Here is a 16,217-nt window from a genome sequence, read left to right as displayed (position 1 = left end):
ACCATCGAGAACACCGCACGCATGCTACGGGGGCGCCCCGTCATCCTGGAGCCCCTGGGCGGCGTTATGCTGGGTGACCCGCGTGCCGCATGCGCACCGGGTCATCCATCCACTTTCGCAGGAGCACTACATGAAGAAACTGCTTTCCCTGTTGGCCGTCGCCAGCCTCGCCCTCTCGTTCACCGCCCACGCAGCCGATGGCGACGCCAAGAAGGCCCCCACCGCCCAGCAAAGCAAGATGAAGACCTGCAACACCGAGGCGGGCGACAAGAAGGGCGACGAGCGCAAGGCCTTCATGAAGACCTGCCTGTCGGCCAAGAAGGAAACCCAGCAGGACAAGATGAAGTCGTGCAACGCCGACGCCAAGACCAAGGATCTGAAGGGCGACGAGCGCAAGGCCTTCATGAAGGGCTGCCTGTCCGGCGCCCCGGCCTGACGCATCCCCGCGCCCCAACTCCAGGCCCCGCCGCGCGCGGGGCTTTTTTATTTCGTGCCCACGCCCCGCGCTAGGAACACCCCCAGCAGCGGGATCAGCACCATCAGGTGCGCCTCGATCATCACCAGGCGGCGCACGCCGCGCACCTCGGCCTCGGCGGGCAGCGCCCCCGTGGCGCGCAGTTGGCGGCGCCAGCGCAGGAAGCGCATGGTCGGCCCCAGCGACATCAGCCCGATCACCACGAACAGCGTGACCTTGGCATGCAGCAGCGGCTGGGACCAGTACCAGCCCGCGCCCTTCATGCCCCACCAGGTGCGCGCCAGGCCCGTGGCCAGCAGCGCCAGCGCGCTGATGCCGTAGAGCAGGTCCAGCCGCACCAGCCGCTCAACCACGGCGGCGTTCATCCACTCGCGGCGGCACAGCGCCGCCTCGCTGGCGAGAAAGGTGGCAGTCATCAGAATGGCGAGGATGTGGGCGTAGGCCAGCAGGGCTTCGGTGGTCATGGCGGCGCGTTTCTCGGTGACTATCGATGCGCCCGATCGTAGCCCGACTGCGCGCTGGCGCCGCAGCCCGTTGCAACGCACAGGGCCCCGGCCCGTACGGCTGACGGTTGACGGCCGCATGGCGGCGCCCTGGCATTTCAAGCCAAATGCACTCCAGGCCAATAGCAGCAAGCGCCAAACGCTATCAAAAAAGGGGCACACGACGCACCCGGGGTTCGGCGGCAAAAAGCAAAGGGCCCTTGCGGGCCCTTGGGGGGAATGCAGCGCGGCTTAGCCCGCAGCCTGGACGGTGGCGGTAGCGCCCACCGGCAGCCCGGCCGGTGCCGCGTGCGGCACCGCCTGGCCATCGAGGGCCGCGTGCAGGCGCTGGTAGTCGAGCGCATTTTCCCAGCGCGAGACGACCACCGTGGCCACGGCATTGCCCACGAAGTTGGTCAGCGAACGGCACTCGCTCATGAAGCGGTCCACCCCCAGGATCAGCGCCATGCCCGCCACCGGCACCTCGGGCACCACGGCCAGCGTGGCGGCCAGGGTGATGAAGCCGGCGCCGGTCACACCCGCTGCGCCCTTGGAGCTGAGCATGGCCACCAGCAGCAGCATGACCTGGTGGCCCAGCGACAGCTCGGTGTTCGTGGCCTGCGCGATGAACAGCGCTGCCAGCGTCATGTAGATGTTGGTGCCATCCAGGTTGAAGGAGTAGCCCGTGGGCACAACCAGGCCGACCACTGACTTGCTGCAGCCCGCCTTCTCCATCTTTTCCATCAGCGACGGCAGGGCCGATTCGGACGACGAGGTGCCCAGCACCAGCAGCAGCTCGGCCTTCAGGTAGCGGCACAGCTTGAGCACCGAGAAGCCGCACAGGCGCCCCACCGTGCCCAGCACCACCACCACGAACAGCAGCGACGTGACGTAGAACGACCCCACCAGCCAGGCCAGGTTCACCAGCGACCCCAGGCCGAACTTGCCGATGGTGAAAGCGATGGCACCGAAGGCGCCGATGGGCGCGGCCTTCATGACGATGGCCACGAGCTTGAACACGGGCGCCGTCAGCGCTTCAAGGAAGTCCAGCACCGGCGTGCCACGCTCACCGGCCAGGGCCAGCGCGATGCCGAACAGCACGGCCACCAGCAGCACCTGCAGGATGTTGTCGCCCACGAACGGGCTGATCAGCGTCTTCGGGATGATGTCCATGACGAAGCCCGTCAGCGTCATCTCGTGCGACTTTGCCACGTAGGACTTGACGGCCGTCTGGTCCAGGTCGGCGGGGTTGATGTTCATGCCCGCGCCGGGTTGCACCACGTTGGCCACGATCATGCCAACCACCAGGGCCAGCGTGGAGAAGAACAGGAAGTACGCCATGGCCTTGCCGAACACACGGCCCACGGCGCTGAGCTGCGACATGCCGGCGATGCCGGTAACGATGGTCAGGAAGATCACCGGCGCGATGATCATCTTCACCAGCTTGATGAAGCCGTCGCCCAGCGGCTTGAGCGCCTCGCCATAGGCGGGCTCGAAGTGGCCGAGCAGCACCCCCAGGACGATGGCGATCACCACCTGAAAATACAGTTGCCGGTAAAACGGCAGACGCAGCGTCGAAGGCAAAGGGGCTGCGTGGGCGGGAATGGCGTGCATGCAAGGTCTCCAGAAATCGCGGGGAACCACCCCTGTGGGGTGTTCGAGGGAGCCGTTTGTACCGCCGGGAACTTTTTGCGCCGATAACCTATTGGTATTAGTCGGCGGGCGGCTCCCTGAGAATGCCCGCCCAAACCTAGGGAAAACACCTACCCACCATGACCCCACCCTCGCGCCGCAAACTCTGGACCCTGCTGGTCGTCCTCGGGGGTATGGCGGGCTGCATGCTCCTGGCCGGACACTGGACCTGGCAGCGTTCGCTGAGCGAGGAGAGCGCCAGCGTGGAGCGCCAGCTGGCGCTGTACGGGCAGGCCCTGGCCCAGCGCATCGACCGCTACCGTACGCTGCCCGAGGTGCTGGCGCTGGATGCACAGCTGCGCGATGCACTGACGCACCCGCTGTCGCCCGCCGAGGTCGAGGCGCTCAACCGCAAGCTGGAGCAGGCCAACGGCGCCAGCCAGTCCTCCACGCTGACCCTGCTCAACCGCGACGGCCAGGCCGTGGCGGCCAGCAACTGGCGCACCGCCACCAGCAACGTGGGCGTGGACTACAGCTTCCGCCCCTACGTGCAGCAGGCGCTGGCGCAGGGGCGCGGCAGCTTCTACGGCATCGGCGTGACCACGGGCGAGCCGGGCTACTTTCTGTCGCAGGCCATCCGCGACGGCAGCGGCCACACCCTGGGGCTGGTGGCCATCAAGATCGCACTGCAGGAGTTGGAGCGCGAGTGGCTGCAGACACCCGACATCGTGCTTGCATCCGACGCGCACGGCGTGGTCTTCCTGGCCAGCCAGGACGCATGGCGCTACCGTCTGCTCAACCCGCTGGACGAGGCCGGGCGCCGCGAACTCCAGGCCACGCGGCAGTACGCCAACCAGCCGCTGCGCCCGCTGGCGTACCGTGTGGACAGCCGCCTGGACAACGGCGGGCGCCTGGTGCGCGTGCAATCCGCCGACCTGCCCGCCCTGCCGGGCCGCGTGCTGTGGCAGACCCAGCCCCTGGCCGGCACCCCCTGGCAACTGCACCTGGTGCACGAGACGCACAACAGCCTGGCGGAAAGCCGCTGGGCCGCCGCCGCGGGCGCCGGTGGCTGGCTGGCGCTGGCCCTGCTGGTGCTGTTCGCGCGCCAGCGCCAGCGCCTGTCACTGTTGCGCCAGCGCAGCCGCGAGGAACTGGAGGCGGTGCTACACCAGCATGCCCAGGAGCTGCGCACCGCGCAGGACGGCATCGTGCAGGCGGCCAAGCAGGCCGACACCGGCCTGTCGCGTAGCCTGGAGCACCTGCCACAGGGCGTGGTGATCATCGATGCGCAGCTCAACCTGGTGGCCTGGAACTCGCGCTACGTGGAGCTGTTCCGCTACCCGCCCGAGCTCATGCGCGTGGGCCAGCCCATCGAAGACCTGCTGCGCCACAACGCGCGGCGCGGCCTGCTCGGGCACGGGCCGCTGGAGGAGTCGATCGAGCGGCGCCTGGCGCACCTGCGCAGTGGCACGCCGCACCTGCACGAAAGCGCCAAGGAAGACGGCACCGTGCTGGAAATCCGCGGCAACCCGCTGCCCGAGGGCGGCTTCGTGACCAGCTACGCCGACATCACCAGCTACAAGAATGCCGCGCGCGAGCTGCGCTCGCTGGCCGACGCGCTGGAGCGCCGCGTGGCCGAACGCACACGCGACCTGGACGCCGCCCGGCGCGAGGCCGAGCGCGCCAACCGCACCAAGAGCCGCTTCGTCGCCGCTGCCGTGCACGACCTGCTGCAGCCGCTGAACGCAGCGCGCATGTTCACCTCGCTGCTGCGCAGCCACCTGCACGACGACGCCGGGCGCCACGTGGCCGACAGCATCGACAGCGCCCTGGCGGCGCAAGACGCCATTCTCAGCAGCCTGCTGGACCTCGCCCGCATGGAGTCCGGCCAGCTCGAAGTGCACGTGCGCGACGTGCCCCTGGGCCCGCTGCTGCAGGTGCTGGCGCACAACTTCGGCGTGCTCGCCAGCAAGCGCGGGCTGAAGCTGTCGTGCATGCCCACGCGGCACGTGGTGCGCACCGACGAGAACCTGCTGCGGCGCATCGTGCAGAACTATGTCTCCAACGCCATCCGCTACAGCCGCCAGGGGCGCATCGTGGTCGGCTGCCGGCGCGACGGCGCGCACGTGCGCATCGAGGTGCACGACCAGGGCCCGGGCATTCCCGAGGCACTGCAGCGCGAGATCTTCGAGGAGTTTCGCCGCCTCGACGAAGGCGGCGACGGCGACCGGGGCGCCGGCCTGGGCCTGGCCATCGTCGAGCGTCTGGGCCGCCTGCTGGGCCATGAGATCGGCCTGCGCTCGCAGCTCGGGCGCGGCAGCGTGTTCTGGGTGCGCGTGCCGCTGGGCGACCCGGCCGCCGTGCAGGCCCACGCCGCCCTGCCGGCCGCGCCAGAGCTGGCGGACGACGCCCCGCTGCACGGCAGCAGCGCCTGGGTCATCGAGGACGACCCGCAGACCCGCGCCGCCACCCAGGCGCTGCTGCAACGCTGGGGCTGCGCGGTGCCGCTGGCCGGGGGCGCGCCCGAGGCGCTGGCCCAGGCCGCGCCGGGCCAGGCACCGCAGCTGGTGCTGCTCGACGTGCACCTGGGCAGCCACCACGGCCCCGACGTGTACGCCGCGCTGTGCCAGCGCTGGGGCCAGGCACCGGCCGTGATCCTGGTCACGGCCGAGCGCGACGCCACGCTGCGCAGCCAGGCCGCCGAGCGTGGCTGGGGCTTCCTCGCCAAGCCAGTGCGCGCCCCGGCGCTGCGGGCGTTGGTCAGCCAGACTTTGCTGCGCCTGCAGGAACGGGCGCCGTCCTGATGCGCGGACCTGGGGCTGCTTTCAAATTTGATAGCTGATTGCGCTTGCTGGTATTGGGTTTGGTGCCGTTTTGATGCGTGTAGCGGTTTTGCTTCCCGGGGCCGGGACTCGCCCCGGCGGGCGACCTCCTTTCTTGCCGCGCGGCAAGAAAGGAGGCAAAGAAACGCGCCCCGCAGTCTGCGACCCCCAAGCTGCGCGTGGGGGCACACCTGGGGCGAGACGCTGGCGGGGTGCGCTGCGGAACTCGCTGCGCGCTACGCGCTGCGCTCAAACAACCGCAGCGAGTCAGTTCACGACGCATGCGCGACTGCGCGCATGCCACCCCACCAGCGCCTCGCCCCAGGCGCAGCCTGAAAGGGGGTGGAGACGACACGGGCCATCGCTGCGCTCGGCCTCGCGGGCGCAGGCGCTACGCGCCGCGAAGTCCAGGCCGAGCGCAGCGATGGCCCGTATGGGGCTTCAAACCCCTTCTGGCCGTACCGAGGAGCGCAGGGCGTGGGGGGGGCGCGTGTGCCGAAGGACACACGCGCTTCGTGATCTGACTTGCCGCGTCTGTTTGAGCGCAGCGCCGCAGGCGCGCAGCGAGTTACGCGGCACCGTCCCGCGCCCAAGCACCGCAGGCTGCCCCGGAGCGAAGCGCAGGGGATACGGACAGCAGGGGCGTGCTTCTTTTGCTTCCTTTTCTTGCACGCGCAAGAAAAGGGTGTCGCCCGCCGGGGCGAGTCCCGGCCCCGGGAAACAAACCCCAAAAAGCGCAAAAACAGCCCCTAACCCAATAGCAGCAAGCGCTAGCAGCTCCAAAAAAAGAAGCAATCAAGCCTTTTCGGAATACCCCTTCGGCCAGCCACCCGGGCGGTCACAACACTCCTCCCAGCCACGCAGCCGCGCGGTGTGGCCAATGCCCGGGTTGAAGGTGTTGGTCGGGTCCAGCGCGCGGTAGAAGCCCGCCAGCGCGGGCTTGGCCACGTACAGGTGGCCCACGTTATGCTCGGCCGGGTACTCGGCGCGGCGCGCGTCCAGCAGCGCCCACATGCGGTGCTCCATGGCCAGCGGGTCGACGCCCTTCTTCACGATGTAGTCCTGGTGGAACACATGGCAGAAGAAATGGCCGTAGTACAGCTTGTGCACGGTGTCGCGCTCCACGTCGGCAGGCAGCTCCTCCACCCAGTCGCGGTCGTTGCGGCGCAGCGCCACGTCCAGCGCCACGATGTCTTGGACCTCTGCACGGTGCACCGCGCGGTAGCGGATGGCGGCGCCGGCGATGGCAAAACGGTGCAGGAAAGCCTTGCGCCCTTCCTCCGCGTCGCACTCGAACCAGCCGCCCGTGGGACTGTTGCCGAAGTGCTGGGCGAGGAAGGCGCGCGTGGCCTCCGCTGTGTCGTTGGACACGCGCACCAGCAGGTGGTGTTCGTAGCGCTGGCGCCATTCGCCCATGCGCGCGGGCAGGTGGCGGGGCAGCAGGTTGGTGAAGGCTTGCAGCAGGTGGTCGGTCACGCCGCGCAGGCCCAGGCGTTCAAAGAAACCGTCCACCCGGCTCTTGAGCGCGAAGGCCGCGGGCACCCGTGCGGTGCCAAAGCGGTCAATGAGCAGGAACGTGTCCTTGCCGTACTTTTCGCCAATGTCGTAGGCCGTGCGGTGGATGTATTCGCCCGCAATCGGAAGGCGCGGCAGCGCCGTGAGCAGGTGGCGGCGCACGGCCGTGAGGTCGTCGGGCGCGTTGCTGCCGATGTAGAACACCGTGCTGGGCTCCTTGGGAAAGGTGTCCAGCCGCACGGCAAACAGGCACAGCTTGCCGGCTGAGCCCGAGGCCTCGAACAGGCGCGAGGGGTCGGCGTTGAAGCGCGCGGGCGTGTCCGCGTCCACGGCGCGCACATCGTCGGCGTAGCGCGTGTCCGAGGCCGCGCGCTGCGGGTTGCTGTCCACGTCGGCTTCGGTGTAGCGGCCGTCCTGCAGCCGGGTCAGGATTTCTTCCGGCGTGCGGCCCAGGGCAATGCCCAGGTGGTTCACCAGCTCCAGCGTGCCGTCGCCGCACACGCGGGCGTACAGCGCCAGCTCGGTGTAGGCCGGCCCCCGGCGCACCAGCGCGCCGCCCGAGTTGTTGCAGATGCCGCCCAGCACCGAGGCGCCAATGCACGACGAGCCGATGACCGAGTGCGGCTCGCGCCCCAGCGGCGCCAGCGTCTGCTCCAGGCGGTCCAGCGTGGCGCCGGGCAGGCAGACCACCTGGGCGCCGCCCTGGATGACTTGCACGCCGGTGATGCGCAGGGTGTTGATGAGCACGATCTCGCGGTCGTAGTCGGCACCGTCGGGGGTGGAGCCGCCGGTCAGCCCGGTGTTGGCCGCCTGCATGATGACGATGCGCCCGGCCGCCACGGCGGCCTGCAGCACTTTCCACTGCTCCAGCAGCGTACCGGGACGCACCACGGCCAGCACCGGCCCTTCGCCGGTGCGGTGGCCTTTGCGAAAGCGCCGCGTGGCCTGGTCGCCGGTCAGCACATGGGCGGCGCCCACGGCGCTGCGCAGCTGCGCGAGCAGGGCTTCTCGCGGAACCTCGGGCACGCTGCTCATGCTTCGCGCACCAGCAGGTCGCCCGTGATGTCCGCCACGCGGGCCACGCTGGTCAGGGTCATGGCCACGCGCATTTCTTTTTCCAGCAGCTCCAGCAGGTGTTTGACGCCCGCCTCACCGGCGGCTGCCAGCGCATAGATGTAGGCGCGGCCGATCATGGCGCAGTCGGCGCCCAGGGCGATGGCGCGCACCACATCCAGGCCGTTGCGGATGCCGGAGTCGGCCAGGATCTTGATCTGGCCCTTCACCGCATCGGCAATGGCGGGCAGCGCGCGCGCCGACGACAGCACGCCGTCGAGCTGGCGCCCGCCGTGGTTGGAGACGATGATGCCGTCCGCGCCAAAGCGCACGGCGTCTTTGGCGTCCTCGGGGTCCAGGATGCCCTTGATGACCATCGGCCCCTTCCAGAAGGCGCGGATCCACTCCAGGTCTTTCCACGAAATCGACGGATCAAAGTTGGCCCCCAGGTAGCCCATGTAGTCCGCCAGGCCTGTGGGGCTGCCTCGGTAGGCCGAGATGTTGCCCAGGTCATGCGGGCGGCCCAGCAGGCCCACGTCCACCGCCCAGCGCGGGTGCGTCACGGCCTGCCAGTAGCGGCGCAGCGGGGCGTTGGGGCCGCTCATGCCCGAATGCGCGTCGCGGTAGCGCGCGCCGGGCACGGGCATGTCCACGGTGAACACCAGGGTGGTGCAGCCGGCGGCCTGCGCGCGCTCCAGCGCGTTCTGCATGAAGCCCCGGTCCTTCAGCACATACAGCTGGAACCACATCGGGCGCTGGATCTTGGGCGCCACTTCTTCAATGGGGCAGACCGACACGCTGGACATGGTGAACGGAATGCCGTGCGCATCGGCCGCGCGGGCCGCCTGCACCTCGCCGCGGCGGCGGTACATGCCCGTCAGGCCCACGGGCGAGAGGGCGACGGGGATGCTGAGCTTTTCGCCAAACAGCTCGATGCGGGTGTCGAGCTGGCTCATGTCCTTGAGCACGCGCTGGCGCAGCGCCACGGCGGCGAAGTCGTCCACATTGCGGCGTAGCGTTTGTTCGGCATAGGCGCCGCCGTCGATGTAGTGGAACAGGAAGGGGGGAAGAAACTGTTGCGCTGCTGCGCGGTAGTCGGCGCTGGAAGAAATGATCATGATGGTTTTCTCATGGCGGGGTCGGCGGCTCGGCTGCGGGGAGCAGCGTCGGTGCCAGGTCAAGCGGCAGGCGCATGGAACGCTCGCGCCGCGCGCGGTCTTCGTCCAGGCGCTGGATGGTGGTGCGCACATGCTCCAGGTGCTCGCCGATGCATTCGCGCGCACGCTGCGGGTCGCCGTCCAGGATGGCCTGCATCAGCGCCTGGTGCTGCGCGGTCAGGGCCTGCAGCGTGACGGGCGCGCTCAGGCGGAACATGTCGTGGCGGTTGCGCTCCACGGTGGACAGCACCACGGTGAACAGGCTGTGCATCACCTGCACCAGCACCAGGTTGTGCGAGGCTTCGGCGATGGCCAGGTGGAACTGCGCGTCGGCGCGCGCGGCCAGCTCGGCATGGCCGCTGCGCTGGTGCTGCAGCATCACTTCAAAGCAGCGCTGGATGTGCGCCTTGTCCTGCGCGGTGGCGCGCTGTGCGGCCAGCCAGGCGGTGCTGGTCTCCAGCGCGTGGCGCGTCTCCAGCACGTCGTAGCGGTAATGCGGGTCGGCATCCATCAGGCCCGCCAGGGGCTGCATGGCTTCCTGCAGCCAGTGGGCGGTGGGGCGGGATTGCACGTAGGTGCCGTCGCCGCGCCGCGCCGAGAGCACGCCCTGGCTGACCAGCTTCTGGATGGCCTCGCGCACCGAGGTGCGCGACACCCCCAGCACCTCGGCCAGTTGCCGCTCGGCGGGCAGCTTCTGTCCGGGCTGCAGACCGCGTTCCTGCACCAGGGCGAGGAGTTTTTCGACAACGTGATCGGCTAGGCGCATGGGGAGCTCTCAGATTCCGGGGTTTCAATGGCCCGGAATCATCCACGTAAACACGTAGGCCTGCAGCGTCGTGATGACGCCAATGATCACGGCGAAGATCAGGCTGTGCTTGACGGTGAAGCGGAACAGGTCCGACTCCTTGCCGGCCAGGCCCACGGCCGCGCAGGCAATGGCGATGGACTGGGGCGAGATCATCTTGCCCGTGACGCCGCCCGTGGTGTTGGCCGCCACGGTGAGCACCTGGGGCAGGCCCAGCTGCTGCGCGGTGGTGGCCTGCAGCGCGGCGAACAGCGCGTTGGCCGAGGTGTCCGAGCCCGTCAGGAACACGCCGATCCAGCCCAGGAAGGGCGAAAAGAACGTGAACGCCTGGCCGGTGTGCGCCAGCGCCAGGGCCAGCGTGGCCGACAGGCCCGAGTAGTTGGCCACGAAGGCGAACGCCAGCACCATGCCGATGGAATAGATCGGGATGGCCAGTTCCTTGAACGTCTCGCCCAGCGTGGCCGCGGCCTTGGCGGGCGACAGGCGCGTGAAGGCGATGGTGATGATGGCCGCGATCAGGATGGCCGTGCCAGTGGCCAGCAGCCAGTTGAAGGTGTACACCGCACCATAGGGCGTGACCTTGGCGACCACGGGCGGCGCCTTCTCCACCAGGTTGTGCAGGAACGGCACCGGGATGTTGATGATGGTCGAGGCAAGCGGGCCGCCAGCGGCGAACAGCGCCTTGAAGGGCTTGATGCTCCACACCGTCACCATGGCGGTGAGGATGATGAAGGGCGACCACGCCTTGACGATGGCACCCGCCGTCAGCGGCTGGCCCGTGGCGGCCGGCGCAGCAGGCTGTGCCACGGCCTTGGCGCCGTCCTCGGTCTCGAAGCGGAAGATGCGCTTGGGCTGCCAAACCTTGAGGAAGGCCGTCAGCGCCACCAGCGACACGATGGCCGAGGTGATGTCCGGCAGCTCGGGGCCGATGTAGTTGGCCGTGAGGAACTGCACCAGTGCGAACGAGCCACCGCCCACCAGCACGGCGGGCCAGGTTTCCTTGACGCCGCGCCAGCCATCCATGATGGCCATGAGCCAGAACAGCACGATCACGGTCATGAACGGCAACTGGCGCCCGGCCATCTGGCCGATGGCGAACGCATCCACGCCCGAAACCTGCCCCGCCACGATGATCGGAATGCCCATGGCGCCAAAGGCCACCGGCGCCGTGTTGGCGATCAGGCACAGGCCAGCCGCATACAGCGGCTTGAAGCCCAGGCCCACCAGCAAGGCAGCCGTAATGGCCACGGGCGCACCGAAGCCCGCCGCGCCCTCCAGGAACGCGCCGAAGCAAAAGCCCACCAGAATGAGCTGCAGCCGCTGGTCGGGCGTCACCGACAGGATGGACGAGCGGATGACGTCGAACTGCCCCGTCTTGACCGAGATTTTGTAGAGGAACACCGCGGCCACGATGATCCAGGCGATGGGCCACAGACCGTAGAAGAAGCCGTACACGGCCGAGGCCAGCGCCGCGCTCACGGGCATCTTGTAGAACAGCAGCGCCACGCCCAAGGCCAGCAGCACCGTGATGGTGCCGGCCTGGTAGCCCTTGAGACGCAGCCGGGTCAGCGCAAGGAAGAAGAAGACGATGGGAATGAGCGCGACCAGGGCCGAGATCCAGATGTTCCCGGCGGGGTCGTAGTTCTGTTGCCAGAGGGTTTGCATGGCCGTTGTGCGAAGTGCGTTGTGCGGGCCGGTGGGCCTGCGGGGGTCGGTCTCCTCCAGTCGCGCACCGCGGGCGGCGCGGCCTCCAGTGGCTTGCAGCACGGGTCGTACGGACCCGGGCAACGGCTGGCGCAAGAGGCAGACTGGCACGTCTCGTGCAGCGGCCCGCATAAACCAAATTGGTATTACCAACAGACCAAACCACACAAAGTGGGGCGATTCTCTGGCTTTATCTTCACGTCAATTACAGGGTTAACACTTATTTTCCACGCAACGTCGCAATTAAATTCTTATTGGTCATACCAATAATGCTAAAGACCAAGGGGCATCGCTGCGCGCGGCGGTGTGCGGCACAGCCGACGAGAATGCGCTGCCCGGCGCCGGCGCACAGGCCGGTTGAGTCACTTTTTCATAGCACCTTGCGCTTGCTGAGTAAGCGCTGGAGGCCGTTTTGGCACCAAAGTGCGCCCACGCTGCTTCAGAGTGCGTGCGCCAGCTGCCCCAGCGTGGCCAGCGCGGCTTCGCTGCGCGCGTTCCATTCCTGGCCGTAGTTCAGCCGCAGGCAATGCGCGAAGCCGCGCGAGGCCGAGAAGATGGGCCCCGGCGCGATGCTGATGCCGTGCTGCAACGCCTGGCGATGCAACCGCAGCGTGTCAGCGCCTTCCGGCAGTTCCACCCACAGGAAGTAGCCACCCGCCGGCTGCGTGGCGCGCGTGCCGGGCGGAAAGTGCGCGGCCACAGCCTCGGCCACGCGCGCCTGGCGCGCGGCCAGCGTCTGGCGCAGGCGGCGCAGATGCTTGTCGAAGCCGCCGCGCTGCAGGTAGTCGGCCAGCGCTGCCTGCACCGGGGCCGAGGCGCCAAGCGTGGTGGTCAGCTTCTGGCGCGCCACGGCCTGGGCAAAGCGCCCCGGCGCCGCCCAGCCGAGCCGGTAGCCCGGCGCCAGGCACTTGGAGAACGAGCCGCAATGCAGCACCAGGCCCTCGCGGTCGAAGGCCTTGGCGGGCAGCGGGCGCCGGTCGCCAAAGTACAGCTCGGCGTACACGTCGTCCTCGATCAGCGGCACGCCGTGGCGTGCCAGCAGCGCCACCAGCGCCTGCTTCTTGTCCTCGGGCATCAGGCTGCCCAGCGGGTTCTGGAACGTGGTCATGAGCCAGCAGGCCTGCGGGCGGTGGCGCTCCAGGGCGTGTGCCAGCGCCGCGAGGTCGATGCCCTCGCGCGGGTGCGTGGGCACCTCGATGGCCTGCAGGCCCAGGCGCTCCAGCGCCTGCAACGCAGCGTAGAAGGTGGGCGACTCGACCACCACCGCGCCGCCCGGCCGGGTGACGGCGGCCAGGCACAGGTTCAGCGCCTCCAGCGCACCGTTGGTGACGACGATCTCATCGGTGTGCACGCGCAGCCCGTCGGCCAGGTAGCGCAGCGCGATCTGGCGGCGCAGCGCCGGGTTGCCGGGGGTCAGGTCGTCCACCGTGCTCCAGGGGTCGAGCGCGGGTGCCGTGGCCGCCAGCGACTGGCCCAGACGCGCCAACGGAAACAGCTGCGGGCTCGGGAAGGCCGAACCGAAGGCCACGGTGTCGCGCGTGCGGCTGGCCTCCAGCACCTCGAACACCAACTCGCTCACGTCCACGGCGATGGAGGCGTCCGCAGGCTGCGAGGCATGGTCGGGCGCAGGCGGGCGCTTGCGCGCGCCCTCGCTCACGTAGTAGCCCGAACGCTCGCGCGCACGCACCAGCCCGCGCGCCTCCAGCAGGTAGTAGGCCTGGAACACCGTCGAGGCGCTGATACCGCGGCTCTCGCAGGTGTGGCGCACCGAGGGCAGGCGGTCCCCCGGGCGCAGTACACCGGCGCGGATCGAGGCCTCGATGTCGGCCGCCAGGGCCTCGTAGCGCTTCATGGGAACGCCGGGCGGCGGCAGGGTTTGCGTCAGCGGCACACGCCGTCCACGAACACCTTGAGCTGGCCGCTCTCGAACGCGGTCCACTGCTCGTTGCAGGTCAGCGGCGCGGTGGCGATGAGCGCCACGCGGTCACTGGGCGTGGTACAGGTGGAGAAGTCCAGGCTCAGGTCTTCGTCGCTCAGGCGCGCACTGGCAAAGGGGTGGCGCCGCTCGATGTAGTGCAAGTGCGTCGAGGCATGCGCCCACAACGCCAGCCCGTTGGAGAGCAGGAAATTGAAAGTGCCGTGCGGCGCGATGCGCGCCGCCAGCTCGCGCAGCGTGAGCGTGAGTTCGTCGATGGTGGGCACACCCGCGTGGGATTTGGACAGCTCCTGCATGATCCAGCAGAAGGCGTGCTCGCTGTCGGTGCTGCCCACGGGCTGAAAGTGCGCGTGCAGGCGCGGGCGGAAGTCCTTCAGGTCGCCGTTGTGCGCAAACACCCAGTAGCGCCCCCACAGCTCGCGCACGAAGGGATGGCAGTTCTCCAGGCTCACGACGCCCTGCGTCGCCTTGCGGATGTGCGCGATGACGTTGCGGCTCTTGACCGGGTAGCGCCGGATCAGCTCGGCCACGGGCGAATCCACCGCACGCTCGTGATCGACGAAGTGGCGCAGGCCCTTGTCCTCGAAAAAGGCGATGCCCCAGCCATCGGTGTGGTCGCCCGTGACCCCGCCGCGCTGGGCGAAGCCTGTGAAGCTGAAGCGCACGTCGGTGGGCGTGTTGCAGTTCATTCCGAGCAGTTGGCACATGGCAGGCAGGTCAGGTTCAGGAGGGGCGAACAGATGCGGGTTCGCGCAGCTGCCAGGCCGCCGCGAGCGCGAGCAGGCACAGGCCGGTGAGCATCAAAAAAGTTTCGGCGAAAGCGGCCGTGCGACTGGCGCTCGCCGCTGTGCCGGCCAGCGTGGCGCCGTGCGCCGCCAGGCGCCATTCCAGCACGATACCGCACAGGCTCACGCCGGCCGCGCCGCCGAGCATGCGGATGAAGCTGATGGCGCTCGACCCCTGCGAGATCAGCGCCTTGTCCAGCGGACGCATGGCGCCCAGGTTGAGCGACGGCAGGATGAAGCCCAGGCCGACACGGCCAACGAGGGTCACCGCGACCAGCAGCCACAGCGCCGTGCCCGGGCGCACCAGCACCATGCACGCGAACGACACCGCCAGCAGCGCCAGCCCGGTGCCCACCAGCAGCGGCGTAGGCCGCCGGTCCGCCAGGCGCCCTACCAGCGCAATGGTGACGGCCAGCGCGATACCCGCCGGCAGCATGATGGTGCCCACATGCGAGGCCGACAGCTGCAGCCCCAGCTGCATGAAAACGGGCAGCAGATAGGTGGAGCCGAACAGCGCCGTGCCGTAGATGAAGGCCACCACGCAGCCCATGGCGAACTGGCGGTAGCCGAACAGGCGCAGATCCATCAGCGGCTTGCTTCCGCGTGCCAGCAGGCGTCGCTGCCACCAGACGAACAGCACCAGCGCGGCCAGCGCCGCACCCAGCAGCCCGGCCGACTCGCCGGCGGGCCCGCCATGCAACGCCACCAGGCCGTTGAGCAGGCACAGCGTGCCACCGGCGCCCAGCAGCAGGCCGCCCCAGTCCAGCCCCGCGCCGTCGCGCCCGGCATCAGCGCCCCCCGGTGCGGTGACCGGCACGAACCGGTACGCCAGCCACAGCGAGGCCAGGCACAGTGGAACGACCATGAAGAAGATGGAGCGCCAGCCAAACCAGTCCACCAGCAGCCCGCCGATGCTCGGTCCAATGGCGGGGCCCAACACCACGCCCATGCCAAAGATGCCGCTGGCGCGCCCCTGCTCGTGCGGCAGGAAGGCGTGCAGGATGATGACGGCGGGGATCGGCTGCACCACGCCGGCCGCCAGCCCCTCGGCCACGCGCGCGACCAGCACCAGCCAGTATTCGCTGGCCAGCCCGCCACCAATGCCGCCGACCATGAGCAGCAGCACCGCACCCACGTAGGTGGTGCGGTAACCGAAGCGCGCCAGCAGCCATGGCGTGGTGAGCATGGCCACGGTGGTGGCCACCATGAAGCCCGAGGTGACCCACTGCGCGCGCTCCTGTCCCAGCGCGAAGTGGTGGCTCATGTCGGGAATGGCCACGTTCACGATGGTCGAAGAGATGATGGAGGCCATGGTGCCCACCATCACGCTGAGCAGCAGCAGCCAGCGGTAGCGCTCGCCGTAGCGGGCCTTGAGCGCGGCGGCGGAATCGGTCATGGCGGTGCCTTACACAGCCCCTGGCCCTTGAAACCGGCACGGCCCAGGCCAGCGGCGCAGCCGCTTGTATCTTCCATCCAGACCGTCGCGGTAGAGTTTGACTGCCGTAAAGGTAGCCAGACCGGCCCGTGCAGTTTGGTAGCCGCTGGGGTGTTCGAGCCCGTCCCTGAGTACAGAACGCACGGCCACCGCGCAGGTCTTCATTGAGCCCGAACGGTTACGCGCGCCACCGTTGAGCGCGCATGTACAAGCATGGGAGTTGAAGATCATGTCTGCTTTATCAGTGACGGTAGGTATCGACGTGGCCAAGGCACACGTCGATGTCTGTGTACTGGGCACCCACAGCGATGTCCAGCGGTTTGCCAACGATGTTGATGGCCACTGTGCGCTGGCTGCTGCCTTGCAGTCCATGGATGTTGGCCTGGTGGTGATGGAGGCCACCGGAGGTTACGAGG

The 16,217-nt window shown here is 68.8% G+C and carries 12 protein-coding genes; 3 read left to right on the top strand and 9 right to left on the bottom strand.

The window, feature by feature from the left end; genetic code table 11:
- The first annotated feature begins 130 nt into the window (after positions 1–130).
- The gene (locus tag BN2503_RS08090) at positions 131–436 is read left to right on the top strand and encodes a PsiF family protein (RefSeq protein ID WP_054256147.1); all 306 of its coding nucleotides are present in this window, start codon (positions 131–133) and stop codon (positions 434–436) included.
- Between the two features lie 47 nt (positions 437–483).
- Here the strand turns inward: BN2503_RS08090 and BN2503_RS08085 are convergent, their stop codons facing one another.
- Both BN2503_RS08085 and BN2503_RS08080 read right to left on the bottom strand, forming a co-directional pair.
- Positions 484–939 (bottom strand): DUF2214 family protein, encoded by a 456-nt coding sequence (locus BN2503_RS08085; RefSeq protein WP_054256146.1) that lies wholly within the window; start codon positions 937–939, stop codon positions 484–486.
- A 270-nt stretch (positions 940–1,209) separates the two neighbouring features.
- Positions 1,210–2,571: a dicarboxylate/amino acid:cation symporter gene (locus BN2503_RS08080; protein WP_054256145.1), complete on the bottom strand. Its 1,362-nt coding sequence runs from the start codon at positions 2,569–2,571 to the stop codon at positions 1,210–1,212.
- Positions 2,572–2,729: 158 nt separating this feature from the next.
- Here BN2503_RS08080 and BN2503_RS08075 point away from each other — a divergent pair, with 158 nt between their 5' ends.
- Positions 2,730–5,393, top strand: a complete 2,664-nt coding sequence (locus tag BN2503_RS08075) for a hybrid sensor histidine kinase/response regulator (protein WP_054256144.1) — start codon at positions 2,730–2,732, stop codon at positions 5,391–5,393.
- 813 nt (positions 5,394–6,206) lie between these two features.
- Here the strand turns inward: BN2503_RS08075 and dld are convergent.
- From dld to BN2503_RS08040, 7 genes are all read right to left on the bottom strand, one after another.
- Positions 6,207–7,961: a D-lactate dehydrogenase gene (gene dld / locus BN2503_RS08070; protein ID WP_054256143.1), complete on the bottom strand. Its 1,755-nt coding sequence runs from the start codon at positions 7,959–7,961 to the stop codon at positions 6,207–6,209.
- Entirely contained in the window at positions 7,958–9,097 is a 1,140-nt protein-coding gene (gene lldD, locus BN2503_RS08065; RefSeq protein WP_054256142.1) for an FMN-dependent L-lactate dehydrogenase LldD, read from the bottom strand. The genes dld and lldD overlap by 4 nt, the downstream gene beginning before the upstream one ends.
- A gap of 10 nt (positions 9,098–9,107) precedes the next feature.
- The gene (gene lldR / locus BN2503_RS08060) at positions 9,108–9,902 is read right to left on the bottom strand and encodes a transcriptional regulator LldR (RefSeq protein WP_054256141.1); all 795 of its coding nucleotides are present in this window, start codon (positions 9,900–9,902) and stop codon (positions 9,108–9,110) included.
- Positions 9,903–9,926: 24 nt separating this feature from the next.
- Positions 9,927–11,606 carry an L-lactate permease gene (gene lldP, locus BN2503_RS08055; protein ID WP_054256192.1) on the bottom strand — a complete coding sequence of 560 codons (1,680 nt, stop codon included), beginning with the start codon at positions 11,604–11,606 and terminating at the stop codon, positions 9,927–9,929.
- Positions 11,607–12,084: 478 nt separating this feature from the next.
- On the bottom strand, positions 12,085–13,497 hold the full coding sequence (locus BN2503_RS08050) for an aminotransferase-like domain-containing protein (protein WP_054256191.1): 1,413 nt from the start codon (positions 13,495–13,497) through the stop codon (positions 12,085–12,087).
- A gap of 29 nt (positions 13,498–13,526) precedes the next feature.
- Positions 13,527–14,288, bottom strand: coding sequence for a class II glutamine amidotransferase (locus BN2503_RS08045; RefSeq protein ID WP_054256140.1), 762 nt, complete (start codon positions 14,286–14,288; stop codon positions 13,527–13,529).
- A gap of 16 nt (positions 14,289–14,304) precedes the next feature.
- Positions 14,305–15,762, bottom strand: a complete 1,458-nt coding sequence (locus BN2503_RS08040; protein ID WP_054256139.1) for an MFS transporter — start codon at positions 15,760–15,762, stop codon at positions 14,305–14,307.
- A 268-nt stretch (positions 15,763–16,030) separates the two neighbouring features.
- On the opposite strand from BN2503_RS08040, the gene BN2503_RS19320 reads away from it, so the two are divergent.
- The coding region (locus BN2503_RS19320) for an IS110 family transposase (protein ID WP_148639739.1) at positions 16,031–16,217 on the top strand (187 nt) is incomplete at its 3' end.

The sequence above is a fragment of the Paenacidovorax caeni genome (genome assembly GCF_001298675.1).
Lineage (GTDB): Bacteria > Pseudomonadota > Gammaproteobacteria > Burkholderiales > Burkholderiaceae_C > Paenacidovorax > Paenacidovorax caeni.
Note: the sequence above shows the minus strand (reverse complement) of the source record. Positions and strands in the feature narration are given on the sequence as shown.